Here is a 25,996-nt window from a genome sequence, read left to right as displayed (position 1 = left end):
CCTCATTTTAAGGAGGAAATCGTATGTCTACTTTAAAAGTATCGATTGTCACTCCTGACGGTCCAGTTTTTAACGACGAAGCTCAAATGGTTAGCGCCGTTACTAAAAGTGGCGAACTTGGTATTTTACCAGGCCATATCCCGTTAGTTTCACCTGTAGATATTGATATCGTTCGCATCAAGTTGGTGGATGGTACTGAAAAATGGGTGACGGTTAACGGTGGTTTTCTTGAAACCGATGGTAACGAGGTTAACATTTTAGCTGAAACAAGTGAAGCTGACGAGGATATTGAATTGTCACGTGCTGAGCGCGCGAAATCGCGTGCCGAAGAGCGTCTCGTTCAAACACAATCGAATCACCAAGAAATGATTCAAGCACAATTGGCCTTGCGTCGAGCAATCAATCGTATTAACGCTGCCTCGCATCGTTAATCCCTGTGTCTGATGATGTTTTGAAAGTTAGAATAATACTGTAAAATGAAAGTTGGGGGCTAAAACCCCCAACTTTTTTTGTTATGATAGAAGATATAGAGAAGAAGGAGGTGCACGATGGATTTAATTTCGCAAGCTGCTATTATCACGTTAGTGTCTCATCTGCTCTTTATTGCTGTTGCTTTTTTTGCCTTGCAGGCGTTGAATTTTGAAAGTATCCTGAAAAAGAACAAAGTGTTACAGGCGCGTTTGTTATATTTGTTGTTAGCGATAGCTTTAGGTTATGGCGTTAGCGCATTCTTTTTGTCTTATTTACAAGCGTCTCAAAACATGCCGTCTTTTTGACGAAAAGTGAAGAAAATGAAGTGAATGTTGGAATTAAAAGTAGGAACTATGGAAAAAAAAGTGTCATCGTGATAGTATAAAGAAGTTAGAAATAAATTGAAACTTAACTTTAGACTAATAACTATAAAAATAATACAAAAAAGATAATCGATAAGGTTAATTTGCGGAGGGATTTTAAAGTGGAAAAAATTATTGTTAGTGGGGGTAAACAACTCGCGGGTTCCGTGCATATTGAAGGGGCTAAAAATGCAGTATTACCAATTATTGCAGCAACTTTATTAGCGCAAGAATCTAGCGTCGTTTTAACTAACGTACCGAAGTTGTCGGATGTGTATATGATCAATGAGTTGTTACGTTATTTAAAAGCGGACGTTACCTTTGAAGGTGATGTAGTGACAGTTGACGCAACACAAACAATCGGGTCGGAAGCGCCGTTTGAATATGTGAGCCAGATGCGTGCATCAATGGTTGTAATGGGGCCAATGCTTGCTCGTACTGGTCGTGCTCGTGTTGCATTACCAGGCGGTTGTGCAATTGGATCACGCCCGGTTGATTTACACTTAAAAGGTTTCGAAGCAATGGGAGCAACTGTCAAAATTGAAGATGGTTACATGGAAGCCGCAGCTGAAAAACTTGTCGGCGCCAACATCTACTTAGATTTCCCTAGTGTCGGCGCGACACAAAACATTATGATGGCAGCGACGATGGCAGAAGGAACAACGACCCTTGAAAACGTGGCTCGTGAACCTGAAATTGTCGACTTAGCGAATTTCTTAAACCAAATGGGTGCGAAGGTCGTCGGTGCAGGAACTGAAACGATTCGTATCGAAGGTGTTAAAGCACTACATGGTGCGACACATTCAATTATTCCAGATCGGATTGAAGCGGGAACATTTATGGTGGCTGCTGCCATTACAGAAGGTAACATTTTTATAGATAATGCCATGCCGGAACATTCGGTGGCGTTGATTGCGAAATTACGTGAAATGGGTGTGCAAATCATCCCAGAACAAGATGGTATCCGTGTCATTGGGCCAAAGGTATTAAAACCAGTGGACGTTAAAACAATGCCGCATCCCGGCTTCCCAACAGATATGCAATCGCAAATGATGGTTGCACAAATTTGTGCCGAAGGTACGTCAATGATGACAGAAACGGTCTTTGAAAATCGTTTTATGCACGTTGAAGAAATGCGTCGTATGAATGCCGACATGAAAATTGAAGGTCGTACAGTTATTATGAAAGGCCCTAATACCTTACAAGGGGCTGAAGTTTCTGCAACTGATTTACGAGCTGCAGCAGCATTGATTTTAACGGGACTTGTTTCGAAAGGATACACTCGTGTGACACATTTACAATACTTAGATCGTGGTTATACTGATTTCCATTTAAAACTCAAAGGACTTGGAGCAACAATTGAACGTTTTGATGATGCTGAAGTATCTGAAGAAACCGTCGTTGGTCAGCTTCAAACCGTTTAGGTTGTCGTCTGATAGCTGAATAATGTGAGTGGTCACGCGAAAATCTGATGCTGCATTGCGGTGTCAGATTTTTACGTCCGCTCCCATGTTCGGCACAATGTGAAGGACACTTATGTTATAATAATTAGATGTGAAAAGAGAAAACGAGTAGTTATAGGAGGATATTTAAAGATGGCAAAAGATATTGGGATTGACTTGGGAACAGCAAACGTCTTGATTTTTGTGAAAGGTAAGGGCGTTGTTTTAAATGAACCGTCAGTTGTTGCCTTAGATACAGCAACAAATAAGGTGTTAGCTGTTGGTGAAGAAGCTTATCAAATGGTCGGACGTACACCGGGGAGTATTGTAGCGATCCGCCCAATGAAAGATGGTGTGATTGCCGACTTCGACATTACACAAGCGATGTTACAATACTTTATTAATAAATTAAAGGTTAAAAGCATGTTTTCGCGCCCGCGTATTTTAATTTGCTGTCCGACAAACATTACGAGTGTCGAACAAAAAGCGATTCGTCAAGCGGCTGAATCAACCGGCTGTCGTAATGTTTACATTGAAGAAGAACCAAAAGTAGCAGCTGTTGGTGTTGGAATGAATATTTTCGAACCGAGTGGCAACATGGTCATCGATATTGGTGGTGGTACAACGGATGTGGCCGTTCTTTCAATGGGTGGTATCGTTACAAGTGAATCATTAAAAATGGCTGGTAACACATTGGATAACGATATTTTACAACACGTTAAACGTGAACATAATTTATTGATTGGTGAACGTACAGCAGAAGCGATTAAAATTACAATTGGTACTGCGACGCCGATTGAGAAAGAATCAGCAGAACCGGGCGCTCAAACGATGGATATCCGTGGGCGTGATTTGCTGACAGGGTTACCGCGTACGTTAACAATTACAGAAGCTGAAATTCGTGAAGCAATGCGTGAATCAGTCTATTCAATTGTAAGTACAGCCAAACAAGTGCTAGAAAATACACCGCCAGAATTATCAGCTGATATTATCGATCGTGGGATTGTTGTCACCGGTGGTGGTGCACTGTTGAAAGGGTTGGATCGATTATTATCTGATGAATTAAAAGTACCGGTTGCGATTGCCGATTCACCACTAGATGCTGTAGCAATGGGTACAGGAGTGTTGTTAGATCATTTAGTGAAAAGTAAAATAAAATAAACTGGAGGTAGATAACAATGATGACAAGTAATGAAATTAAACAAGCCTTGCCCCATCGTTACCCTTTTTTGTTGGTCGATCGTGTGCTTGAAGTGGAACATGGTAAAAGTGCAACCGCTTATAAAAACGTCTCTCATAACGATCCATTTTTCGAAGGTCATTTCCCGCAGTATCCAGTGATGCCGGGTGTATTGATTTTAGAAGCCTTAGCTCAAACGGCAGGCATCGCGATGACGTCAGTAACAGCGGAACCAACAGAAAAAAACACAATTGGTTTGTTTGCTGGCGTAGATAAATGTCGCTTTAAACGTCAAGTTGTTCCAGGTGATCAATTGCAACTAGCGGCTGAAATCACCCGTCAAAAAGGAACAATCGCGAAGGCTCATGTGATCGCAACTGTGGATGGTACTGTTGCGTGTGAAGCGGATATTATGTTTGCGATGGTTGAAATCTAACGACGTTTATCTTCAGTCTCAAAGCAAAGAAACTATCTTTTCTTTGTCTACAATTAGGGTAGTTACGATGCGTATCGTGACTGCCTTTTTTTGTGACTTTAAAAATAAGTAGTGAAGTATCAGCCCTATTACAGGGTAATTGTTTATCAGATAATGATAATTATGATAAACTAAAGGTGAATATAAGAGAACGGTGGTTGAAAAAAGTGGGACGAACAGTAACTGTATTGGGTATTCCGTTTTATCGAACAACAAAAGTTGAAATGGTGGCAACTTTGACAGAGCGCGTAAGGCAACAACAGCGCACCTTTGTAGTGACTGCTAATCCTGAAATCGTGATGAAAGCTCGTGGAAATCAACAATTAAATGAAGCGATTATGCAGGCTGATTATGTCACCGCGGATGGTATCGGCATTGTAAAGGCGACCCAGCATTTGGCGGATCCACTCCCCGAACGTGTCACTGGATTTGAGTTGTTCAGCGACTTGTTAACTGCGGGAAACAAACAGTCGTGGTCGCTTTATTTAGTAGGTTCCTCAGATGAGGTTATCAATAAGACAGTGCAAGTTATTGCTGACCAATACCCCAACTTGCAATTAAAAGGTTACCATAGTGGTTTTTTTGATACGGAGATGGAACGAACAGCTATTCAAACCGACGTGATTGCCAGTCAGGCAGACCTCGTGTTTGTTGCGATGGGAAGTCCTTATCAAGAAGTGTTTATTACGGAGATGTTATCACAGCTTCAAAAAGGTCTTTTGATAGGTATTGGTGGTAGTTTTGATGTGTTCAGTGGAACCGTGAAACGAGCGCCGCTCATCTGGCAAAAGTTTAATTTAGAGTGGGCTTATCGTGTGCTGACACAACCGTCACGCATTTGGCGAATGAAAGATTTGATTCGTTTTTATATAGCGACAATTAAACGGTGATGGGGGTGTACTATGAAGTTAAAAGAGCTTGAGGTGTATCGAATGTCAATGCCGCTAGTGGAGTCCTTTAGCAACTCGCAGATGACGGTGAAAACGCGCGTGTTTGATTTAGTGAAACTAACAACGTCGACAGGTATGAGTGGTTGGGGTGAAACGGTTGCGTTTGAGACGCCTTGGTATACAACAGAAACACTTGAATCATGTCGTTATAGTATCGAGCATTATCTATGGCCATTGATTCGGGGGAAGGATGTTGCGAGTCCGAAAGAGTTGGTTCAGTTGTTTAGTCGAGTCAAAGGCCACCAGATGGCGCAGGCTGCGATTGAAACGGCTTTTTGGGGTATTTATTCACAGGATAAAAAAGTGCCTTTAAATCGCATGATAGGGTCGGTTAATGACGAGGTAGCTGTGGGCGTTAGTTTAGGGCTTGATACCGCTGAAAATCTTCTGCGAAAAGTGGCTGAAGTAGTAGATAAAGGCTATACCCGTGTTAAAATTAAAATTAAGCCAGGACAAGATATTGAAACAATTCGTCTAATTCGAGAAAAATTTCCTGATTTAAAATTAATGGTTGATGCTAATGGTGCGTATAGTATGGCAGATGCTGAGCTACTCGCGCGTTTGGATGACTATCATTTAGAGATGATTGAACAACCGTTGGGTGATGATGATTTTATCAATCATGCCACACTTCAAAAACAGTTACAAACAAAGATTTGTTTGGACGAAAATATTCATAGTCTTGAAGATGTTAAAGTTGCGTTTGCACTCGGAAGTGCCCGTGCAATTAATCTGAAATGGGGCCGTGTCGGTGGAATAACAAAAGCGCTTGAAATAATCGCCTATTGCCAGGCTCATAATCTGGAAGTATGGTGTGGTGGCATGTTTGAATCCGGTGTTGGCCGCGCATATAATTTAGCACTTGCGTCTTTATCGGGGATGGAATTCCCTGGTGATATTTCGGAGTCAAGTCGTTATTGGCGTGAAGACATTGTTAAACAACCGCAGAAACTCCATCAAGGGAAATTGACGGTGAGTGAAGGTGTTGGTGCGGGATTTGAGATAGATAGTCAAGCGGTTCAAAAATATTGTTTAAAAAAAAGAACGGTTCATCTAAAGTAGAGTAGGTGGCTTGAGGAGGAAACAAAGTGGTAACAATTACGTTGGTTGTCGTATTTTTAGCGTCTGTTATTTTGACACCGCTTGTTCGTAAATTCGCTTTTGCAATTGGAGCGGTCGACAATCCGAATAAACGGCGTGTGAATAAAAAACCAATGCCAACCTTGGGTGGGCTTGCAATTATACTGAGTTTTTTAATTGGATTTGTGATGTTGCCAATTGATTTGAGTTCGTTTTGGCCGATATTGGTCGGTGGTTTAATCGTCACCTTAGTGGGTGTGTTTGATGACCGCTTTGAATTGACAGCAGGAATGAAATTGTTTGGTCAGTTTTTAGCGTCGTCAGTGGTCGTGTTTGGAGGTAATTTGATGATTAACTACATAACATTGCCGTTAATTGGTCAAATTAATTTTGGGTGGTTTGCCGGTCCGTTTACGATTATTTGGATCATTGCAATCATGAATGCGATTAACCTTGTTGATGGTTTAGATGGTTTAGCGGGTGGCATTTCGTCGATTGTATTAATATCGATTGCTGCTATGGCTTATGTGTTAAATGATTTTATTGTGTTTCCAATTTCAATGGTATTGGTGGCAGCGATTCTTGGCTTTTTGATTTATAATTTTCATCCGGCCTCGATATTCATGGGAGACACCGGTGCCTTGTTTCTAGGATATATGATTGGTGTTCTATCGGTGATGGGATTTAAAAATGTCACGTTTATTTCTTTAATCATACCGATAATGATTTTAGGAGTGCCATTTTCGGATACTTTTTTTGCAATTATTCGCCGTGTATCGCAAAAAAAAATCAATCTCTGAAGCGGATCATTCCCATCTACATCATCGGCTGTTAGCACTTGGTTTTACACATCGACAAACAGTTATTTTAATCTATGCATTAAGTGCGATGTTTGCCTTAGGTGGCTTTATCTTCTTCATATCTTCTTTTGTGGGCTCAATCTTCTTATTGATATTATTGTTGTTGTCGTTGGAAATTTTAGTTGAATTTATCGGTTGGATTAGTCCGGAATATCGTCCGATTATTCGCTTCTTCCAACAAAGGATGGCTAAAATAACGGCCTATCGTAAACAGAGACGTGGGCGGAATAAATAAAAAGAAACCTCCAAAAAAGGAGGTTTCTTTTTTATTTATTCCGCGCTAATGGCAGTTGCATCGTCAGCAACCGTATCGTCAGTCGTTGCTGCAGCAAATGGCGGTGTGAAATCTAACTCTTTTGCTAATTCATTTGCTGTTACGTGGAGAGCTTCTTCATCTAATGTGTAATAATAGGTACCGTCAATCGTTGAATCGCTACCGGCTAACGTTTTTGTTTTAACGTTAACGCCCTTTGTTAATGCGTATTGAGCGAGTGAAGTAATATCATCTTTTGAAAGGTCTGTTTTCATGTTATCCCCAATTGTTTCGATTAATTTAGGATAAGTGGTAATAGATGTTGTTTTCACAGCTTTTTGGATGATTGCTTCAATCACAAGTTGTTGCCGTTTGCCACGTTCGATATCGTTATCAATGTGGCGTGTGCGGGCAAGTGCTAGGGCTTCTTCGCCGTTGAGTGTTTGCTGTCCTTTTTTGAGTGTAATCGCGCCAGCTTTGTCTTTGGAGTCTTGTTCAGTGAAAGTGACAGGGACATTAATATCAATGCCACCTAGGTTATCAACGATGTCTAAGAAAGAGTCGAAGTTGAAACGTATGTAGTGATCGACCGGTAACTGTAAGGTATTTTCGACCGTTTGGACACTTAGTTCCGGCCCGCCGTATGCATGGGCGTGTGTAATTTTGGTCCATTGTTCAGAACTGTTGTCAGTACCGGGTACAAGAACGTATGAATCACGTGGGATGCTTAACAAAGTAAGGTCATGTGTTTTGACATTTAAGGTGCCGTAGATTAAGGCGTCTGATCGTGAATTTCCTTCGAACTTACGAACATCGCTATCATCAACTCCGATGATTAAGAAGGACATGTTATCTTTTGTTGGATCAATCTTTTGAGTTCGTAAACTAGAGCCTTTTCCATCACGGATTGAAGAGAAGGCTTTATCTAGGGCGTTTTCACCTTTTGAATATAGGTATGTAGCGTAAACAGAAACGACTAAAATAATTGCCATAATCGGTAGCATGATTGAAAAAAGAATGATTTTTCGACGTTTATGTTTGCTTTTTTTGGGTTGTCTCGATTGGGACATGATAAAACTCCTTTGTATACGTTCGTTATTTTTACAATCCAGTGTCTAAAGATACATCATTGTTTCATTATACATAAAAGCCTTGTTTAAATATAGAATAATTGGATTAAAATTTGGTAAGAAAATTCTTTTTTTTCCAAAATGTAGTAGTAGAGGTCGACTGTTTCCTCTCGTTCGACGCAGTACTCTTTTGTAGAGAATACGCGATTTGCCTGCAGTGATTCAAGTAGTTTGAGTGAGGCGTAATTAGCGGTATCCACCTTTGCGTAAATGTCGGCATCGGTTTGATTCCATATATTGTATAGAAATGCTGTTAACGCCTCAGACATATAGCCTTGTCGTTTGTAGCGAGGTAATAATTCAAACCCGATTTCAATCCCTTTGGCGGTACAGTCGTTAATGCCGACTGTACCAATCAATGTATAATCTGTCAAAGTTCGTAATGAAAACCGTTGAAAGTAGGGATCTGCTGCAATTGCTTCGACAACCGCAGCGACCATTGTCGGTGCAGTGAGCTTTGGACTATGTAAATAACGCGTTGTTTCTAGGTTGGACCAAAGTGTGTAAAGTTCGTCATTATCCGCGGGAATTAGCGGCGCTAATAATAAGCGCTCGGTTATTATTGAAGTAGATAAAAGTGGTATTATCATGATAGAGACCGTTCGAGATAGCGGTTTTCTCCCATGACAATCTGAGCAGAACCGTTAGTGATATCGGTTAACCATGCTGATGTGTTTGGAAGTTCGCTTTGTTTAACAAAGATAGTGAAGGTCACGAATTCATTGTAATTGACATTTTCGATGGCAAGTTCCTTTTTCGAAAGTGCATGCTCGACAATTGGTTGTAAAGGATAGGTGACAGTACATGAAAGCAATGTCATCAATTGACATTCAACTAAGCCAATCGCTATCAGTGCGTCACTGACACTGTGACTATATGCCCGGACTAAGCCGCCTGCGCCTAACTTTATCCCGCCAAAATAGCGCGTGACGACAACGGCGACATTTTTTAAATGACGTTTTTTCAAAACGTCTAACATGGGTACGCCGGCAGTTCCGCTCGGTTCGCCGTCGTCATTTGCTTTTTGATATTGGTCGTGCTCTCCAATTAGGTAGGCTGAACAATTATGATTTGCTTGCGAATGTGCTTTTTTTATCGCTTGGATGAATCGTTTTGCTTCTTGTTCTGTCTCGACTCGTTGGATATGTGTAATGAAGCGTGACTTTTGTATCGTTGTTTCGTAGTGAGCATTTTTTTTTTATTGTGATGTACTGTTCTAACATGAGAAACCTCCTTCATTTGAATTGACTTTGGATGTGTCGATGAGGCGTTAGTATTTTCTATAGTATAGTTGTTATTTTGGAACAGTACAAATGATTTATGATGTGTAAATAGTCATAAAAGTGTCTAAAAGATGAAAAGGTAAAAAAAGAATGGCATGTATTTTTATAAAATAAAATGTATAACATATTGATTGGGTAGGATGTTTTGTTGCTAATTTATTGGCTTTAGGAACAATGTTAATGTTAAATATGGGTTTGAAGTATTGTATTTTTATTCACATGTAAGGAAAAATAACCAGTAACAAGACGTTTTTGTAGTTAAATAACTGATTAAAATGTTTATCTTCTGTGTATTATAGGTTATATTTACTTATATAGATTATTGCAGAAACTCGCTTTATGGGCTAAAAGAATTAGTGGTGGCCGTTGAGAATGAGCGACAAATTGTAAATTAAATGAACGTGGGGATGGAACAAAAATGACGACAATAATGATAGTGGATGATCATCAATTATACAGAGAAGGTTTGCGACATATTTTAAATGAAGATGTAAGTTTGAAAGTAACTCACGTTACAACCGTTTCTGCCTCGGTAATTGAAGAGTTGAAAAAGTATGAGCCACAAGTTGTATTTGTAGATGGGAACTCACAAAATAAAGAAATGCTAGAAGAGATGCTAGTGTATTTAAGTGGACGTCAGCAAATCCAAGTCGCTTTGTTGTCAGATTTTACGAGTAATCACGAACTCGCTAAGGCAATTAAGCGCAACGTAGTCGGTTTTTTATTAAAAGATATGGACAGTGCGGAATTTATTACAGCTGTTAAAAATTTGAGTGTTGGCAATGCTTATATTCATCCGCAAATCAGTAAACGATTGCTCGGATTGCTAGCGCATGGTGAGAACGATAAGTTGAGTTTGGGTCGGATAGCGGGTACGGATATACAATATCCGTTGCATCTCTTGACACAGCGTGAGTGTGAAGTGTTACAATTGTTGGCGGCAGGAAAAAACAATCGTGATATTGGTGTGGATTTATATATTAGTGAGAAGACGGTTAAAAACCATGTCAGCAGCATCTTGAAAAAATTAGAAGTTGCTGATCGGACACAAGCTGTCTTAAAAGGAATCCGTAACAATTGGGTCGCGATTAGTTAAAAGGGGATGACAAAGATGAAAATTGCACTTGTTTCTGATACAACCGCAGCGCTTGATGCGGCGACGATTGAAAAATATCAGATTCACACGGTACCACTGATGATTAATGTGGGCGGTAAGTCATATCGAGAACAACAGGACTTAACAAATAAAGACTTTTACAGATTGATGAAAGAAGCAGCAGAAATTCCGACAAGTTCGCAGCCGGCTCCAGGTGTATGGTTGGAATTATACAAAGAATTAGCTCAAGATTATGATGCGATTCTTGTGTTAACCTTATCATCAGAAATAAGCGGAACGTATCAAACTGCAGTAGCAATGGCGGCAGAACTACCCGAAGTTAAGATTGAAGTTGTTGATTCATGTTACAGCAGTACACCACAAGCTTATTTAGTTGAAGAAGCGGGACGGATGATTGCTGCAGGTGCAGAATTGCCAGCTGTTTTAGCGAAAATAGACCGAATGATTGAAGCGATGGATGCTTATATTGTGGCTGATGATTTACATCATTTAGCAAAAGGCGGTCGTACGTCAGGTGCGTCAGCTTTAGTTGGCAGTATGTTGAAAATCAAACCAGTGATTCGATTTACGAATAAAACACTCAATATTTTTGATAAAATTAGAACACAGAAAAAAGCGCTGAAGCGGATTGAATTGATTTTAGCTGATGTGTATGCAAAAACACCGAAATTACATGTTTCAGTCTTACATGCGGATGCGCCGGAAAAAGCACAAGAAGTGTATGAAGAAATGGTTGCAAAATATCCGGAAGCTAATTGGGATGTGCGCGAATTCAGTCCAGTCTTAGGTACACATTTAGGTCCGGGAGCGATAGCGCTTGTTTGGACGATACAATAACATCATGCCATTATAACGTTACTATATTAATCGTATTTTCTAGACATCTTATTTATACCTCAAAAGTGTTATCATCTCGTAGCCAAAGTCACATGACCACTTTTTACGGAAAAAGCAGTTTGATTCGACTTTTTCTACAGCCTGGAGCTATCTCATACATGAGATAGCTCCTTTTTTGGTGAGGGAAAAGCGGCGGTGACCGTGAATAAGTAACTTATGAAGGGGGTGCGATGATGCAAAGAGGGGTATTGCATTTAAAGGCGTTTGATGCACGAGTCCCAAAAGGATGGACATCGTTTCCAGTAATCGAAAAAAAGGGAGGTGTTCTTCGGTGTTGGCGGTGTTCGTGTATGAAGCGGTCAGCGATTGTTTATGTGAAGCAAGCGCGCCAACAACCGTATTACTATTGTCGTGAATGTGTAATGATTGGTAGTGCACGATCAACGCAAAAATTCATCTGGCGTTCGTTACCTAAGTTAAAAGTAGCGATGGTTCCGTTACGCGAGGTGAGTATATTAACGGAAAAGCAACGACAAATCAGTTCTGAAGTCGTTGAAACACTGAGGTTGAAGCAATCATTTCATTATGTTTGGGCAGTGACTGGGGCGGGAAAAACGGCAATGCTATTTGCTGCGATGCAACAAGTAATTGCGCAAGGGCAGTATGTTGCCTTCGTTTCACCTCGTCGCGAAGCCTGCAAGGCAGTTTCGGAACAGGTGACGCAAGTTTTTACGACAGTGCCACACGTCGTGTTGCATCAAAAAAGCGGAGCGGTCTATCAGGGAGAACAGTTAGTGATTGGAACAGTGCAACAGCTGCTTCGTTTTCATCGTAGTTTTAAATTACTTATTGTTGATGAAGCGGATGCGTTTCCATACAGTAGGAATGAGTCGCTTCACTATGGCGTCAAACAAGCGTTAACGAGTGATGGTCTGTTGGTCTATTTAAGTGCTACACCATCTGCTAAACGACAAAAACAGCTGAGGCGGGGGTGTTACCGTTCTTCCGAGTTACATCGGCGCTATCATGGCAAAGACATGCTTGTTCCCAGAGAAGTATTGGTGCTCAATTGGTATGAGAAAATAGCGACCGGGCGCTTGCCACAAAAGGTAAGTCGTTGGTTAACAAGGGTCGTTTCTGAGCGGCAGACGCTAATATTTGTGCCAGAAATAAAGCAGGTTGATTTAGTCGTTTCCGCGGTTCAAGCGCAACTGTCAGTTCGTGTGGCGGGGGTGTCTGCCAAAAATGGACAACGAGAACAGCATATTTCGGCATTTAAAGAAGGGGAGATAACGGTGCTCGTAACCACACTTGTTTTAGAACGCGGCGTGAACTTTCCTAATGTTAACGTTGCAATCATTGGCGCGGAACACCGTCAATTTAATCGAGCGACCTTACTGCAAATTAGTGGACGTGTGGGGCGTAATCCGTTATATCAAGAGGGTGAAATTGTGTTCTTTCATGGTGGGATGACCAAGGCGTTGCGTCAAGCGCTTGCTACGGTTAAACACTTGAATCGGGAGGTGTAATAGATGCTTTGTATTCTTTGTGACGCGCCATTGTTAACTGCAACCTGGTGTCTGTTTTCGCGAACAACACAGCCATGTCGTGACTGCTTAGGTCAGTTTGAGCGCGTGGATCAAACTGATGTCATGCAAATGCAGCAGGCACAGCGAGAATTGCAGCTTCGTCATGGTCGTCTGTTATTAATTCAGCCACTGTTTAAGTATAATCAAGCAGCTGCCGACTTTATGTTGCGTTATAAGTACAGCGGTGATTGGTTACTATCATTCTGTTTTAGTCATGAATTAAGGACATTGTTGCGTCAACCGAAAGCAATTACAATTGTGCCAATCCCATTGTCGGATTATCGGCAGAGGGGATTTGCGCAAGTTGAAGCTTTATTAAACGCAGCAAGGATCCAATATGCACCGGTATTACGGACAGATAACCAGCATCGTCAAGCTAGTAAAACACGATTGGAACGGCTGTTATCACCACCTGCTTTTACGATACAAGAGCCGGATGATTTGGGGAAAGTTGTATTGTTTGATGATGTCAGTACAACCGGAGCGACATTGTATGCCGCCTGCCGTTGCCTTGAAGAAGTAGGTGTTGAAGTCTGTGGAGCCTACGTGTTATTTGCAGTGCAAGAAAAAGGGGTTGAATACGTGTAAATATTTGCATAACTCAGCAAAAAAAGGTACTATTAAAGCAAGGATAAGTATAGCTAATCAATAGTTATATTTACTTATCTGGCTTGCATTTGAAGGAGGAGTTATTATGTTAAATTATAATATCCGTGCTGAGAATTTTGAAGTGACAGAGGCTATCCGTGCTTATGTTGAAAAGAAAATTTCCAAGTTAGAACGTTTCTTTGAAGACGCGCCAGACGCGAATGTTAATGTGAAGATGAAAACGTACACTGATAAAACAGCTAAAGTAGAAGTGACCATTCCTTTACCACGACTCGTGTTACGAGCAGAAGAAAAAAGTGAAGAGTTATATGGTAGTATTGACCTCGTATCCGACAAATTGGAACGACAATTACGTAAACATAAAACGAAAATTAATCGCCGCCCTCGCAGTAAAGGTGCTGACGCAATAAAAGTAGAAGTAACGAAAGTTGAAGAGAGTGAAAAAGAGTTTGAAATTGTACGAAACAAGCAATTTCAATTGAAGCCGATGAATAGTGAAGAAGCAGTTTTACAGATGAATATGCTTGGTCATGACTTTTTCATTTATAATGATGCTGATTCAGAAACAACCAATATTGTCTATAAACGAAGAGATGGAAAATTCGGGTTGATTGAAACCGAATAACAGACTTTCTTAGCCATAAACCATTCATACCAACTGAGATCTTTCGTTGCGTTGCTGCAATTGGAAGGTCTTTTTTGATACCGATTACTTCTAATCGTAAAATATTTGTGTAGTCGTGAGAGTAAGTGTTATTATGAGTAGTAGATATAGGACGCATTGTTTCCGAGAGTGTGGCACATTAAATGATAGAGGAGAGACATAATGGCTGGATTATTAAAAAAGTTATTTGAATCAGGTAAAAAAGATGAAAAGTATTTAGAAAAGAAAGTAGCATTAGTAGAAGCACGTGCAGATGAGATGGCAGTATTAACTGATGAGCAATTGAAACAGAAAACAATTGAATTCAAAGAGCGTGTACAACAAGGTGAAACACTCGATCAGTTATTACCCGAAGCATTTGCTGTTGCTCGTGAAGGGGCGAAACGTGTGTTGGGGATGTATCCGTTTCCTGTTCAAATCATGGGTGGGATAGTGTTGCACGAAGGTAACGTCGCTGAAATGAAAACAGGTGAGGGGAAAACCTTAACGTCGACCTTACCTGTTTATTTAAACGCGCTCTCAGGTAAAGGTGTACATGTTGTCACAGTCAATGAGTACTTAGTGCAACGTGATGCGCTTGAAATGGGACAGTTATATGAATTTTTAGGTCTAACCGTCGGTATTAATATTAATGCCTTATCAACTGACGAGAAACGTGAAAAGTATGCCTGTGACATTACGTATTCAACCAATAATGAATTAGGATTTGATTACTTACGCGATAATATGGTCGTTTATAAAGAGCAGATGGTTCAACGTCCGTTGTCTTTTGCGGTCATTGATGAGGTCGATTCAATCTTAATCGATGAGGCCCGTACGCCATTAATTATTTCAGGTGAAGCCGAGAAATCAACGTTAGGTTATAATCGTGCCTCTACCTTTGTTAAAACACTAACAGAAGACAGCTATATTTATGACTTGAAAACGAAGGCAGTGTCACTAAATGAAGATGGAATGGATAAGGCGGAGAAGTTTTTCCAAGTCGATAACATCTTTGATTTAGCAAATGCATCAATCTTACATTACATTGCACAGGCGTTAAAAGCTGAAGTGACAATGCATAAAGACGTCGATTACGTTGTTCAAGACGATGAAGTATTAATCGTCGATCAATTTACCGGTCGTATTATGGAAGGACGCCGTTTTTCTGATGGTTTGCACCAATCAATTGAAGCTAAAGAAGGCGTTGCAATTAAGAGTGAATCAAAAACAATGGCGACGATTACCTTCCAAAACTATTTCCGAATGTACGAAAAATTATCGGGTATGACTGGGACGGCAAAAACGGAAGAAGAAGAATTAACGGACATTTACAATATGCGAGTGATTCAAATTCCAACGAATAAACCGATTCAACGTGAAGATCATGCCGATTTAATTTACGGTTCGATTGCAGCAAAATTTGAAGCGGTCGCAGAAGACATTGCGGCTCGTCATTTAAAAGGACAACCAGTCTTAGTCGGAACAGTTGCGATTGAAACATCGGAATTGATTTCAGAAAAATTAACACGTAAGGGCATTCCACATAACGTTTTAAACGCGAAGCAACATGAGCGAGAAGCGGATATCATTACGAATGCGGGTCTCAAAGGAGCGGTTACAATCGCAACGAATATGGCCGGTCGTGGGACCGATATTAAGTTGGGCGAAGGTGTGATCGAAGCAGGTGGTTTAGCTGTTATCGGTACTGAACGTCATGAATCGCGCCGAATTGATAATCAGTTACGTGGGCGTGCGGGTCGACAAGGTGATCCAGGTGCGACGCAATTTTATCTTTCAATGGAAGATGAATTGATGAAGCGTTTTTCATCTGACAATGTGAAGCGGATGATGGATCGCTTTATGGGCGAAAATGAGGCGATTCAAAGTAAAATGCTGAGTCGTGCGGTTGAATCGGCGCAAACACGGGTCGAAGGAAATAACTTTGATTCACGGAAGCAAGTATTGCAATACGATGACGTGTTACGTCAACAACGTGAAGTCATCTATGGTCAACGCTATGAAGTCATCACGACAGAAGAAAGTCTCGATGAAATCATCTTAGGGATGATTGAACGTGTCATATCAAATCTTGTTGCAGATAATACAGCCGGACTTGAACGTGAGGAATACAAGTTGAAAAACATCGTTGAGTATGTCGATGCAAACTTATTGAGTGAGACTAAAATCAACCAAGCGGACTTAGAAAATAAGGATGCGGAACAATTAGAAACGTATATTTGGGAGATTGTCCAAGCAGAATACGAAACAAAACGAAACTTATTAGATGCTGAGCAATGGTTAGAGTTTGAGAAAGTCGTGATGTTACGTGTGGTTGATACAAAATGGACCGATCATATTGATGCGATGGATCATTTGCGTGAAGGTATCAACCTGCGTGCGTATGGTCAAATCAACCCACTACAAGAATATCAGGCCGAAGGTTATCGAATGTTTAATGCGATGGTTGAAAGTGTTGATGACGACGTCACACGCTATGTGATGAAGGCAGAAATCCGTCAAAACCTTGAGCGTGAACAAGTGGCTAAAGGCAATGCAGTATCAGGTGAGCAAACTGAAAAAGTGGCTAAAAAAATGCCAACGCAAAAGGATCAACATATCGGTCGTAACGATAGTTGCCCTTGTGGAAGCGGAAAAAAAATATAAAAACTGTCACGGACGTTAATAACTAACGCTATATAAAAGGAACGTGCTAGGGACACTTGTGTACCAGGCACGTCCTTTTGGCGTCAGATGCACCAATATAAAAGGAGCGAATAAAATGGAATTAGCAGAAATTAGAAACGCGTTACAAAAAAACACGCGAACAGGTCACAGAGTTTAGGGGGTCACTTTGACTTAGAAGAACTCGAAGCCCGTATTCAAGAAATCGATGAAATCATGTCAGAGCCTGGTTTTTGGGATAACCAAGAACAAGCACAGGTGAAAATTAATGAATCGAACAGTCTAAAGGCACAGTTCGATGTCTTTCATACGATTGATGCTCAACAAGAAGAATTAGAAATGATGTATGAAATGTTAAAAGAAGAGCCTGATGAAGAGCTACAAGCAGATACCGAAATTGAATTAAAAAAAATATCAAAAAGTGATTGCGGATTATGAATTGAGTCAATTGCTTGATGGCACGTATGACCGTAACAATGTCTTGCTCGAATTGCATCCTGGTGCGGGTGGCACTGAGTCACAAGACTGGTGTGATATGTTACTAAGAATGTATACGCGTTGGGCTGAAAAACACCGTTTTTCAGTCGAAACATTGGATTATCAAGCGGGTGAAGAAGCCGGTGTTAAAAGTGTAACACTGTTAATTAAAGGTGAAAATGCTTACGGTTATATGAAGTCAGAAAAAGGCATTCATCGTCTTGTTCGGATTTCACCGTTTGATTCAGCCGGTCGCCGTCACACCTCTTTTGTTTCGTGTGATATTATGCCCGAGCTCACCGATGAAGCTGCCATTGAGATTCGACCAGAAGATTTACGGGTCGATACGTATCGTGCATCTGGTGCAGGTGGACAACACATTAACAAAACGGATTCTGCCGTACGTTTGACGCATATTCCAACGGGGTTAGTAGCCGCGTCGCAGTCAGAACGCTCACAAATTAAAAACCGGGAACATGCGATGAGTATGTTAAAAGCACGGATTGCTCAAAAACAAGAAGAAGAAAAAGCACAACAATTAGCTGAAATTCGTGGCGAGCAGAAGGAAATTGGTTGGGGGAGTCAAATTCGTTCGTATGTCTTTCATCCTTATTCGATGGTCAAAGATCATCGCACCAATGCGGAGACCGGTAACGTACAAGCTGTAATGGATGGCGACTTAGATCTGTTTATTGATGCATATTTACGATTGGGATTTGCAAACTAAGAGAGTGTAGGGGGATTGAAAAGTGGGAGCGATAGAACGTCATGTTCCAAAGTTTATAATTGAAGCAGTATTAGTATTAATCGGATCGATGGTAATAGCTATCGGTTTTAATGGTTTTTTGTTACCGAATCAAATTGCACCTGGTGGTTTTACCGGGATTAGCGTCATTGGAAGCGAGCTAATTGGCTGGAAGCCGGCTTATATTTTATGGGTGCTCAACGGTGTTTTTTTCTTACTCGGGTGGATTATTTTAGGAAAGAGCTTTGCCGCTAAAACATTTTTAGGGACAGCCGTTCTACCGTTTTTTTTTCTTAATTACCGAAGGGATGCCGACTTTATCACATAATACGGTGGTTGGTGCCATTTTTGGTGGTGTTTTTGCCGGGTGTGGTTTAGGTATTGTCTTTTTAGCCAATGCTTCAACCGGAGGAACCGATTTAATCGCGATGGTGGTTCACCGTTACACAAAAATGCCGCTGGGAAAAGCAGTGGCGATGATTGATGGGTTGGTTATTTGTAGTTCAATGTTTGTTTTTAGTATCGAAAAAGGTTTGATTGCCCTGATTACCTTGTTTATGATGATTAAGGTGATTGATTATGTTCAAATCGGTTTGAAACGAAAAACAGCTAAAAATGTGATGATTATATCCCGCCATCAATCAGAGATCATGGCAGGTATCGTCAATAAGTTAAAGTTAGGTGTGACGCGACTAGAGGCACATGGAGGATATGCGCAAGAAAACCATGGTGTTTTGATGGTGATTATCCCGACTAAGCAATTTCAGCGCTTGAATGATTATGTTTTGAGCGTTGATGAATCAGCCTTTGTGGTTGTGATGGATGCGACTGAAGTCCAAGGATTGGGCTTTACAAAAGCACGGGAACTGTAAAATGACATCTCATTGTAATATGAATGAATTTAAAATGAAAATTTAGCATGTTATACTACGGAGAGTTGCAAAAAAATATCAATGAAGTCAGGAGACCATCTCAATGATAAAAATGGAAAATGTATTTAAAAAATACAGCAATGGTATTTCCGCAGCGAATGGGTTCAACATCGAAATTAAACAAGGTGAGTTTGTTTATATCGTTGGACCAAGTGGTGCCGGAAAATCAACCTTTATAAAACTAATCTACCGCGAAGAAGAAGCAACATCAGGCGTTGTTAATGTCAATGGTTATGATTTAACAAAAATGAAAAACCGTGAAGTCCCTTACTTAAGACGTGGTATTGGCGTTGTCTTTCAAGATTTCAAATTATTACCGACTTTGACAGTCTTTGATAATATCGCCTTTGCGATGGAAGTTGTCGAAAGTGACAAGGCCTCAATTAAGAAACGTGTGATGGAAGTGTTGGATTTAGTTAACCTCAAACATAAGGTACGGATGTTGCCGAGTGAGCTATCAGGTGGCGAGCAACAACGGATTTCAATCGCACGCTCAATCGTGAATAAACCGAAGGTCATCATTGCCGATGAACCGACGGGAAACCTTGATCCGGATACATCTTGGGAAATTTTAAATATTTTAGAAGAAATTAATCGTCAAGGCACAACTATCGTCATGGCGACACATAACCGCGAAATCGTTAATACGTTGAAACACCGTCTGATTGCAATTGAAAACGGTCGAATTGTACGTGACGAAGTGGAAGGAGTGTATGACTTTGAAGCCTAGAACACTCACGCGTCATTTTAGAGAAAGTTTTAAAAGTTTACACCGTAATGGGTTGATGACCTTTGCGGCGATAAGTGCAGTAACGGTAACACTTGTCTTAGTAGGATTCTTTATGATTACGATGTTAAACGTTAATAAGTTGGCGACAGATGTTGAGGATAATGTTAAAATAAATGCCAATATCGACTTAGCAGCCACTAAAAAAGATGAGGCTAAAGTTGAAAAAGAACTACAAAAACTTACTGGTGTTGAAAAGGTAACCTTTTCTTCGAAAAATAATGAATTAAAAAAAATGATCAAAGCATACGGTGATAGTTTTGAACTCTTTGAACAGTCGAATCCATTGCATGATGTCTATGTGATTGAAGCGAAAACACCGTCGGATGTTGAAAAAGTCGCGCTTGCCGCTGAAAAAGTAACCAATATTGATTCAGTGTCATACAACGCTAAAACAGTCGGAAAAGTCTTCGATGTTGTTAAATGGGTCCGTTACATTGGTGTATTCCTAATTGCAGCCTTATTATTAACTGCAATGTTCTTAATTTCTAATACGATTAAGATTGCGATTTATTCACGTCGGACAGAAGTGGAAATTCAAAAATTAGTCGGAGCAACAAACGGCTTTATTAGATGGCCGTTTCTATTAGAAGGTGCATGGATAGGACTCTTTGGTGCGATTATTCCAATCGGTTTAACGTGGTTAGTGTACTATCAAGTGTATAAATGGATGATGCCAACATTGGCGCCGACCTACTATTCCCTCTTACCAGTTGGTCAAATGGTTGGGATTGTCTCAATTACAGCCTTGTTAATTGGTATTTTAGTCGGGATGTTTGGTAGTGTCTTATCGATTCGTAAGTTCCTTAAAATTTAAAAGGACACAGTTTAAGTTGGAACCGCAATGAGCGGTTCTTTTTTTATTTAAAAAAGAAAAACTATTTCAAATACTTAAAGAGAGACGATAGTCCCGTTTGTTAACCAGTATTCTGGCGAAGTTAAGTGTGATGAGGCGTAGCTCTGTTAAAGTGACAAGAGAATGTTGTAACACAACTGTAATAAAAGACTTTGTAACGTAAATTGTAATGTGTATCGCTATGCCTTAGAATAGTAAGAGTAGATTACTGTATATATGAAATTAAACGAATTTAAAATAAAGATAAAAATGAGGAATATGAGAGGGGAAATAAAAATTTTGAAAACTTCTAAAATTATCGCTATCGCTCTAGCCGCTGCTATCACAGTCTCGCCATTTGCAGGTGTCGTATCAAGCACGAATGTTTCGGCTAATGAATCAAGTGCCAAAATCGCTGCAAACAAGGCTGAAATGAAATCCCAATTAGCACAACTTGTAGAAGAAGAACAATCTGTATCAGCTAAAATTAAAGCTGATCAAGCAACGTTTAAGAACTTAAAAGCTGATCAAGCGAAACTTGAAAAAGCAATGAAAGAAACTGAGGCTGCTATTGCGAAACGTAAAGCAAAATTAGATGAACGTGCACGTTCAATGCAAACATCTAATACATCATCATCGATCGTAGAAGCAATTTTTGAAGCTGATAGTATTACAGATGCCGCAGCTTCTGTAATGGCTTATTCGAAATTTCAAAATGCTGATGTTAGCATCGTGAAAGCGCAAGAAAAAGATGAGAAAAAATTAGCAGCAAACAATAAAACGTTAAGTGCTAAAGTGAGTAGCCAACGTTCGATTATTGCAGCTAACGAAGTGGCTGCTGGTAAATTAGCTGCTCAAAAAGCTGAAAAAGAAGTGTTAGTAGCCAAATTAGCAGATGACGAAGCCGCTGCTAAAAAAGCAGAAAAAGCAGCTGCAGCATTAGCAGCCGCAGCTAATGTAGAACCGATTAAAACGGTTGAAAGAGTTCAAGCTGATACTACAAAAGATACTGATGATAAAGTTGTAACTGTTGCAGTGCAAGATAACACAACTGTAACTCCTTCGAAAACAGCTTCTAAGCCAGCTAAAGACGAAGATAAAGCAACAAATAATGCAGGAAATGTACAAGCAGGTGTTGCTGGTGCAATTCAAGAAGCTTATAAATACGCAGGCCAAGCTTACGGTGGTGGAGCTGTCCCAGGAAACTTTGACTGTTCAGGACTTGTAATGTGGTCATATGCTAAAGCTGGCATTAGCTTGCCTCGTACTGCAGCAGCACAATATGGTGCAACAACACGTATTTCAGAAAGCCAAGCACAAGCGGGCGATTTAGTATTCTTCTCAGATGGTGGTATTAGTCACGTTGGAATTTATCTTGGTGGTGGACAAATGTTCAACTCACAAAATAACGGCATTCAGACAGATAATATCCACGGTGCATACTGGGGCGAACATTTAGCAGGGTTTGGACGTATTAACTAGAACGTCAAACTAAAAAGAGATATAAAAAAGGACTGACAATGACATTGAGCTAAAGTGGGCTTACAATATCATTATCAGTCCTTTTTTTCTTTTTGCGATAGTGCCAATATGGTATGATAGAAGCATATCTGATATGAGAAGGGGGATGAAGTCATGGAATCAATCGTGGTTTATATGACGGCAACCGTACTAATTGTTAATATGTTGCTAGCATTGTTGACTGTATTTCTTGAGCGTCGGGAATCATCTGCAATATGGGCCTGGTTATTAGTGTTGATTTTCATCCCAATCATCGGTTTTATTTTATACCTATTGATTGGACGAAATTTATCACGGCGTAAGATTTTTGATTGGAAGGCCCAAGAAAAAATCGGTATTAATGACGTGATTAATTCACAAATTAATTTAATAAAGGAAGGTGTGTTTCCATTTGGAACGGAAACATCACTGAAGCATAAAGAAATGGTTTATTTATTACTGGTTAACGATGGCGCACCATTAACGCAAGATAATGCAGTCGAAATCTTTACGGACGGTAACGAAAAATTCGAAAGCTTATTTGCTGATATTGAGGCAGCGACTGATCATATTCATCTCATCTATTACATATTCCGATTCGATGATTTAGGGACACGGTTAATTGATTTATTAATAGAAAAAGCAAAACAAGGTGTTGAAGTTCGGTTCGTATACGATGCGATGGGATCACGATCTGTTCGTCCAAAAGATTTTAAAACACTTGAACAACACGGTGGTAAAGCGTATCCGTTCTTCCCATCAAAGTTGCCGTTAATTAATATGCGATTAAATTACCGCAATCACCGAAAACTAGCGATAATCGATGGTAAAGTCGGCTATATTGGTGGCTTTAATATTGGTGATGAGTACTTGGGTAAATCGGAGAAATTTGGTTATTGGCGCGATACGCATTTACGGATTGAAGGCAGTGCTAATTTTGCGATGCAGGCCCGTTACATTATGGATTGGAACTCGGCAGCTAGAAAGCCTGAAGATAAAATAAAGTATGACAGCCGCTATTTTCCATTACCGGCAAAACAAGATAGTGAAGTTCCTGTCCAAATTGTATCGAGTGGTCCTGACACGGATTTGGAGCAAATTAAAAATGGGTACATTAAGCTCATCAACTCGGCTAAAAAAACCATATTCATTCAAACGCCTTATTTCATTCCCGATAATAGTGTTCTTGAGTCGTTGAAAATTGCCGCGTTATCAGGGGTGGATGTTCGTGTCATGATACCTTCTATCCCGGATCATCCATTCGTTTATTGGGCGACAACTAATCATGTGAGTGAATTATTGAAATGTGGAGCAAAGGTTTATCGTTACCAGAATGGTTTCTTACATGCTAAAACAGTTGTTGTTGATGGTGAAGTCTCTTCAGTTGGGACAGCCAATATCGATAATCGGAGCTTCCGTTTGAATTTTGAAGTGAATGCCTTTTTATACGATGAAAAAATCAGTCAACAATTACATCGCATCTTTTTAGAAGATTTAAAGTTGTCGAGCGAAATGACCTTAGCTCAATACGAAAATCGATCGCTGTGGATTCGCTTCAAAGAAGGGGTCTCACGGCTTGTCTCACCGATATTATAAAATGCTAGATTGGAGTGTCGTCGATGTTAAATGGAGTGACTGGGGTGTTATCCTTTTTTCTACATCCGCTTTTATGGATTATAATTTTGAGCACATTTATAGTAACAAATAAACGAATCAAACAAGAACGTCATCTGTTTAACAGCCGTATTTATTCCGGTAAAATGGAATGGATGAGACTGTTGTTTGTAGGGTTGCTCATAGGTATCAGCCTGTCGGCAATCATTTGGTACACGGGTGTGCTTGTTGATTTTAGCTGGCTTTTTACGCTTAATTTGATTACCTTGTTTATGTTTGTCTTATTAGGTTATCGTGGCCTTAGTAGTGCCTATACAATTGGTTTAGCGACATTAGTCTTAATCGGACTTAACTTCATCCTCCTTATTGCGAAAAGCAATGACTTTTTGGCGTTTTTTTCCAGTGGTTTAATGATGCAACCACGTATTTTAAATGGGCTGAGTGTGTTATTAGTTTTATGCTTGTTGGTAGAAGTTTTGTTAGTCTACTTAGTGTTACGTCGACCGATGCAACCGTCACGTGTTAAAATACGACGAGGCACCATTCAAGGTCAATTTAAGTATCGTAGTGCCTTATTACTGCCATTATTTATGCTGTTGCCTGTTAGTGAGGGCGGTGTGTTACATGCGACGAGTTGGTGGCCAGTCTTTGCTGTTGGAAATCAGAGCTTTATTCCTATCGTCGTTCCTGTTATTATTGGAATGGGTGCCCGTATTCGTTCCGATAAACCACAGCGTGTTTTGAAAAAACGAGTCGTTGCTATATTAGCTTTAGCATTAATGGTTGCTCTTGTTAGTGTCGCGGGCTACTTTTATAACTGGTTAACCTTCACACCATTTGTTGTTGCTTTATTAGGGCATATGGGGATTGATTTATATTTCTGGCTCGAAGATGATCCTGATTCAGATAAATATCATTTGTCACCGAATGGGATTCGTGTGATGGGGACGAGAGATACTTCAGCAGCCCGTAAAATGGGGATTGAACCAGGCGAAATTATCACGGGTTGTAATGGAAAGTCTGTTTATACACGTCAAGACTTATACGATGCAATGAATCTTAATCGAGCCTATGTCCGCTTGACAGTATTGGATGAGTTTGAAGAACCACGGTTTGTAGAAACCGCTTTGTATGAGGAAGATTCGTTTGAAATGGGTTTGTTATTTGTTGAAGAAAGTGTAATAGAGGAGATGACAGAAAGTGTTAAAAGTTGATGGAGATAATTTAAAGGTATTCGCCTTGAGTTCAAATGAACCGCTGGCCCAAAAAGTAGCCGATGAATTAGGTGTGCCCCTTACAAATATTGGGTTGCAACGTTTTAGTGATGGTGAAATTGCAATTAATATCGAAGAAAGTGTTCGAGGCGTAACCGCCTATCTAGTGCAGTCAACGGTTGATCCCGTCAATGATAATATTATGGAATTATTAATTATGATTGATGCTTTGAAACGCTCAGCAGTTAAAACAATCAATGTGGTGATGCCATACTTTGGTTATGCTCGACAAGATCGCAAAGCGCGTGCACGTGAGCCGATTACTGCTAAATTAGTAGCAAACTTAATCGTTGAAGCGGGTGCACATCGTTTGACGACGATTGATTTGCATGCGGCACAGTTACAAGGTTTCTTTAATATTCCGATCGATCATTTAACGACCGCTGACTTGCTAGCCTCATACGTTAATGAAAAATTCGGTGATAAAGACATCGTGATTGTCTCACCAGATCATAGTGGTGTTTCACGCGCGCGTGATTTTGCAAAGGACTATGGTTGGCCAATTGCCATTTTAAACCGTAAACCACGACCAAATAAAAATAAAATTTCTGAGGTTATCGGTGATGTGGCCGGTAAATTAGCCATTGTTGTCGATGATATAATCGACACGGGTTATCGGACAATTAGTTCCGCCGATGCTTTAATCGAAGCTGGTGCTAAAGAAGTGATGTCGTGCGCAACTCACGGTGTTTTGTCAGCCCATGCGAGCCAACGGATTGCTGAGTCAGCGATTAGTCAGTTAATCTTAACTGACACGATTCAACTGAAAGCAGAAGACATGTCAGATAAGATTACCGTCTTGACCGTTGCGCCAATGTTAGCAGAAGCAATTGAAGCGATACAAAACCAACATTCAATTCATTAGA

General features: G+C 40.2%; 23 protein-coding genes and 3 pseudogenes. 23 read left to right on the top strand and 3 right to left on the bottom strand.

The window, feature by feature from the left end; translation table 11 throughout:
* Positions 1-23 precede the first annotated feature (23 nt).
* The 8 genes and pseudogenes from BCAMP_RS05825 (at position 24) to BCAMP_RS05790 (ending at position 7,055) form a co-directional block, all read left to right on the top strand.
* On the top strand, positions 24-431 hold the full coding sequence (locus tag BCAMP_RS05825; protein ID WP_035314401.1) for a F0F1 ATP synthase subunit epsilon: 408 nt from the start codon (positions 24-26) through the stop codon (positions 429-431).
* A 117-nt stretch (positions 432-548) separates the two neighbouring features.
* Entirely contained in the window at positions 549-776 is a 228-nt protein-coding gene (locus BCAMP_RS05820) for a DUF1146 family protein (RefSeq protein ID WP_035314399.1), read from the top strand.
* A 179-nt stretch (positions 777-955) separates the two neighbouring features.
* Positions 956-2,257 carry a UDP-N-acetylglucosamine 1-carboxyvinyltransferase gene (murA, locus tag BCAMP_RS05815; protein WP_035314397.1) on the top strand — a complete coding sequence of 434 codons (1,302 nt, stop codon included), beginning with the start codon at positions 956-958 and terminating at the stop codon, positions 2,255-2,257.
* A gap of 171 nt (positions 2,258-2,428) precedes the next feature.
* Complete coding sequence (mreB, locus tag BCAMP_RS05810) at positions 2,429-3,436, top strand: rod shape-determining protein (protein ID WP_035314396.1); 1,008 nt, start codon at positions 2,429-2,431, stop codon at positions 3,434-3,436.
* A gap of 17 nt (positions 3,437-3,453) precedes the next feature.
* Positions 3,454-3,891: a 3-hydroxyacyl-ACP dehydratase FabZ gene (gene fabZ, locus BCAMP_RS05805; RefSeq protein WP_035314394.1), complete on the top strand. Its 438-nt coding sequence runs from the start codon at positions 3,454-3,456 to the stop codon at positions 3,889-3,891.
* Positions 3,892-4,097: 206 nt separating this feature from the next.
* Positions 4,098-4,820 (top strand): WecB/TagA/CpsF family glycosyltransferase, encoded by a 723-nt coding sequence (locus BCAMP_RS05800; RefSeq protein WP_232217930.1) that lies wholly within the window; start codon positions 4,098-4,100, stop codon positions 4,818-4,820.
* A gap of 12 nt (positions 4,821-4,832) precedes the next feature.
* Complete coding sequence (gene menC, locus BCAMP_RS05795; RefSeq protein WP_035314392.1) at positions 4,833-5,942, top strand: o-succinylbenzoate synthase; 1,110 nt, start codon at positions 4,833-4,835, stop codon at positions 5,940-5,942.
* Positions 5,943-5,968: 26 nt separating this feature from the next.
* Positions 5,969-7,055 (top strand): annotated as a pseudogene (locus tag BCAMP_RS05790) (glycosyltransferase family 4 protein).
* Between the two features lie 35 nt (positions 7,056-7,090).
* Here BCAMP_RS05790 and BCAMP_RS05785 read toward each other — a convergent pair.
* The 3 genes and pseudogenes from BCAMP_RS05785 to BCAMP_RS05775 all read right to left on the bottom strand — a co-directional run bounded on the left by BCAMP_RS05785 (position 7,091) and on the right by BCAMP_RS05775 (position 9,426).
* Entirely contained in the window at positions 7,091-8,143 is a 1,053-nt protein-coding gene (locus BCAMP_RS05785; protein WP_035314391.1) for an LCP family protein, read from the bottom strand.
* 86 nt (positions 8,144-8,229) lie between these two features.
* On the bottom strand, positions 8,230-8,793 hold the full coding sequence (locus BCAMP_RS05780) for a GNAT family N-acetyltransferase (protein ID WP_035314389.1): 564 nt from the start codon (positions 8,791-8,793) through the stop codon (positions 8,230-8,232).
* Positions 8,790-9,426: pseudogene (locus BCAMP_RS05775) on the bottom strand (YigZ family protein). Before BCAMP_RS05775 ends, BCAMP_RS05780 begins: the two are co-directional and overlap by 4 nt.
* Positions 9,427-9,904: 478 nt before the next feature.
* On the opposite strand from BCAMP_RS05775, the gene BCAMP_RS13825 reads away from it, so the two are divergent.
* From BCAMP_RS13825 to BCAMP_RS05700, 15 genes and pseudogenes are all read left to right on the top strand, one after another.
* On the top strand, positions 9,905-10,582 hold the full coding sequence (locus BCAMP_RS13825; protein WP_035314387.1) for a response regulator transcription factor: 678 nt from the start codon (positions 9,905-9,907) through the stop codon (positions 10,580-10,582).
* A 15-nt stretch (positions 10,583-10,597) separates the two neighbouring features.
* On the top strand, positions 10,598-11,440 hold the full coding sequence (locus BCAMP_RS05765; protein WP_051456918.1) for a DegV family protein: 843 nt from the start codon (positions 10,598-10,600) through the stop codon (positions 11,438-11,440).
* A gap of 230 nt (positions 11,441-11,670) precedes the next feature.
* On the top strand, positions 11,671-12,969 hold the full coding sequence (locus BCAMP_RS05760; RefSeq protein ID WP_084038602.1) for a helicase-related protein: 1,299 nt from the start codon (positions 11,671-11,673) through the stop codon (positions 12,967-12,969).
* A gap of 3 nt (positions 12,970-12,972) precedes the next feature.
* Positions 12,973-13,617: a ComF family protein gene (locus tag BCAMP_RS12565; RefSeq protein ID WP_051456917.1), complete on the top strand. Its 645-nt coding sequence runs from the start codon at positions 12,973-12,975 to the stop codon at positions 13,615-13,617.
* 106 nt (positions 13,618-13,723) lie between these two features.
* Positions 13,724-14,263, top strand: a complete 540-nt coding sequence (gene hpf / locus BCAMP_RS05750) for a ribosome hibernation-promoting factor, HPF/YfiA family (protein WP_035314382.1) — start codon at positions 13,724-13,726, stop codon at positions 14,261-14,263.
* Positions 14,264-14,464: 201 nt separating this feature from the next.
* On the top strand, positions 14,465-16,948 hold the full coding sequence (secA, locus tag BCAMP_RS05745; protein ID WP_408605179.1) for a preprotein translocase subunit SecA: 2,484 nt from the start codon (positions 14,465-14,467) through the stop codon (positions 16,946-16,948).
* A 115-nt stretch (positions 16,949-17,063) separates the two neighbouring features.
* Positions 17,064-18,170 (top strand): annotated as a pseudogene (gene prfB, locus BCAMP_RS05735) (peptide chain release factor 2).
* A gap of 22 nt (positions 18,171-18,192) precedes the next feature.
* Complete coding sequence (locus BCAMP_RS14705; RefSeq protein ID WP_051456916.1) at positions 18,193-18,516, top strand: YitT family protein; 324 nt, start codon at positions 18,193-18,195, stop codon at positions 18,514-18,516.
* Positions 18,497-19,060: a YitT family protein gene (locus BCAMP_RS14700; protein WP_051456915.1), complete on the top strand. Its 564-nt coding sequence runs from the start codon at positions 18,497-18,499 to the stop codon at positions 19,058-19,060. Before BCAMP_RS14705 ends, BCAMP_RS14700 begins: the two co-directional genes overlap by 20 nt.
* A 103-nt stretch (positions 19,061-19,163) precedes the next feature.
* Positions 19,164-19,850 carry a cell division ATP-binding protein FtsE gene (gene ftsE / locus BCAMP_RS05725; protein ID WP_035314377.1) on the top strand — a complete coding sequence of 229 codons (687 nt, stop codon included), beginning with the start codon at positions 19,164-19,166 and terminating at the stop codon, positions 19,848-19,850.
* On the top strand, positions 19,840-20,724 hold the full coding sequence (ftsX, locus tag BCAMP_RS05720; protein WP_035314376.1) for a permease-like cell division protein FtsX: 885 nt from the start codon (positions 19,840-19,842) through the stop codon (positions 20,722-20,724). Before ftsE ends, ftsX begins: the two co-directional genes overlap by 11 nt.
* 318 nt (positions 20,725-21,042) lie before the next feature.
* Complete coding sequence (locus BCAMP_RS05715; RefSeq protein ID WP_035314375.1) at positions 21,043-22,224, top strand: C40 family peptidase; 1,182 nt, start codon at positions 21,043-21,045, stop codon at positions 22,222-22,224.
* A 153-nt stretch (positions 22,225-22,377) separates the two neighbouring features.
* Positions 22,378-23,838, top strand: coding sequence for a cardiolipin synthase (gene cls / locus BCAMP_RS05710; protein ID WP_035314374.1), 1,461 nt, complete (start codon positions 22,378-22,380; stop codon positions 23,836-23,838).
* A gap of 86 nt (positions 23,839-23,924) precedes the next feature.
* Positions 23,925-25,070 (top strand): PDZ domain-containing protein, encoded by a 1,146-nt coding sequence (locus tag BCAMP_RS05705; protein ID WP_156921155.1) that lies wholly within the window; start codon positions 23,925-23,927, stop codon positions 25,068-25,070.
* Positions 25,057-25,995 carry a ribose-phosphate diphosphokinase gene (locus BCAMP_RS05700; protein ID WP_035314372.1) on the top strand — a complete coding sequence of 313 codons (939 nt, stop codon included), beginning with the start codon at positions 25,057-25,059 and terminating at the stop codon, positions 25,993-25,995. Before BCAMP_RS05705 ends, BCAMP_RS05700 begins: the two co-directional genes overlap by 14 nt.
* Position 25,996 lies beyond the last annotated feature (1 nt).

It is taken from the genome of Brochothrix campestris FSL F6-1037, from assembly GCF_000525915.1.
In the GTDB taxonomy this organism is placed as follows: domain Bacteria; phylum Bacillota; class Bacilli; order Lactobacillales; family Listeriaceae; genus Brochothrix; species Brochothrix campestris.
This window is presented reverse-complemented; position numbering and strand designations above follow the sequence as displayed.

Coding starts and splice junctions, on each gene's coding strand:
- BCAMP_RS12565 (WP_051456917.1), top strand. CDS start 12,973: ATGCTTTGTATTCTTTGTGACGCGCCATTGTTAACTGCAACCTGGTGT.
- BCAMP_RS05825 (WP_035314401.1), top strand. CDS start 24: ATGTCTACTTTAAAAGTATCGATTGTCACTCCTGACGGTCCAGTTTTT.
- BCAMP_RS05760 (WP_084038602.1), top strand. CDS start 11,671: ATGATGCAAAGAGGGGTATTGCATTTAAAGGCGTTTGATGCACGAGTC.
- BCAMP_RS05785 (WP_035314391.1), bottom strand. CDS start 8,143: ATGTCCCAATCGAGACAACCCAAAAAAAGCAAACATAAACGTCGAAAA.
- menC (WP_035314392.1), top strand. CDS start 4,833: ATGAAGTTAAAAGAGCTTGAGGTGTATCGAATGTCAATGCCGCTAGTG.
- BCAMP_RS14700 (WP_051456915.1), top strand. CDS start 18,497: ATGCCGACTTTATCACATAATACGGTGGTTGGTGCCATTTTTGGTGGT.
- cls (WP_035314374.1), top strand. CDS start 22,378: ATGGAATCAATCGTGGTTTATATGACGGCAACCGTACTAATTGTTAAT.
- mreB (WP_035314396.1), top strand. CDS start 2,429: ATGGCAAAAGATATTGGGATTGACTTGGGAACAGCAAACGTCTTGATT.
- ftsE (WP_035314377.1), top strand. CDS start 19,164: ATGATAAAAATGGAAAATGTATTTAAAAAATACAGCAATGGTATTTCC.
- BCAMP_RS05780 (WP_035314389.1), bottom strand. CDS start 8,793: ATGATAATACCACTTTTATCTACTTCAATAATAACCGAGCGCTTATTA.
- hpf (WP_035314382.1), top strand. CDS start 13,724: ATGTTAAATTATAATATCCGTGCTGAGAATTTTGAAGTGACAGAGGCT.
- BCAMP_RS13825 (WP_035314387.1), top strand. CDS start 9,905: ATGACGACAATAATGATAGTGGATGATCATCAATTATACAGAGAAGGT.
- secA (WP_408605179.1), top strand. CDS start 14,465: ATGGCTGGATTATTAAAAAAGTTATTTGAATCAGGTAAAAAAGATGAA.
- BCAMP_RS05820 (WP_035314399.1), top strand. CDS start 549: ATGGATTTAATTTCGCAAGCTGCTATTATCACGTTAGTGTCTCATCTG.
- BCAMP_RS05765 (WP_051456918.1), top strand. CDS start 10,598: ATGAAAATTGCACTTGTTTCTGATACAACCGCAGCGCTTGATGCGGCG.
- fabZ (WP_035314394.1), top strand. CDS start 3,454: ATGATGACAAGTAATGAAATTAAACAAGCCTTGCCCCATCGTTACCCT.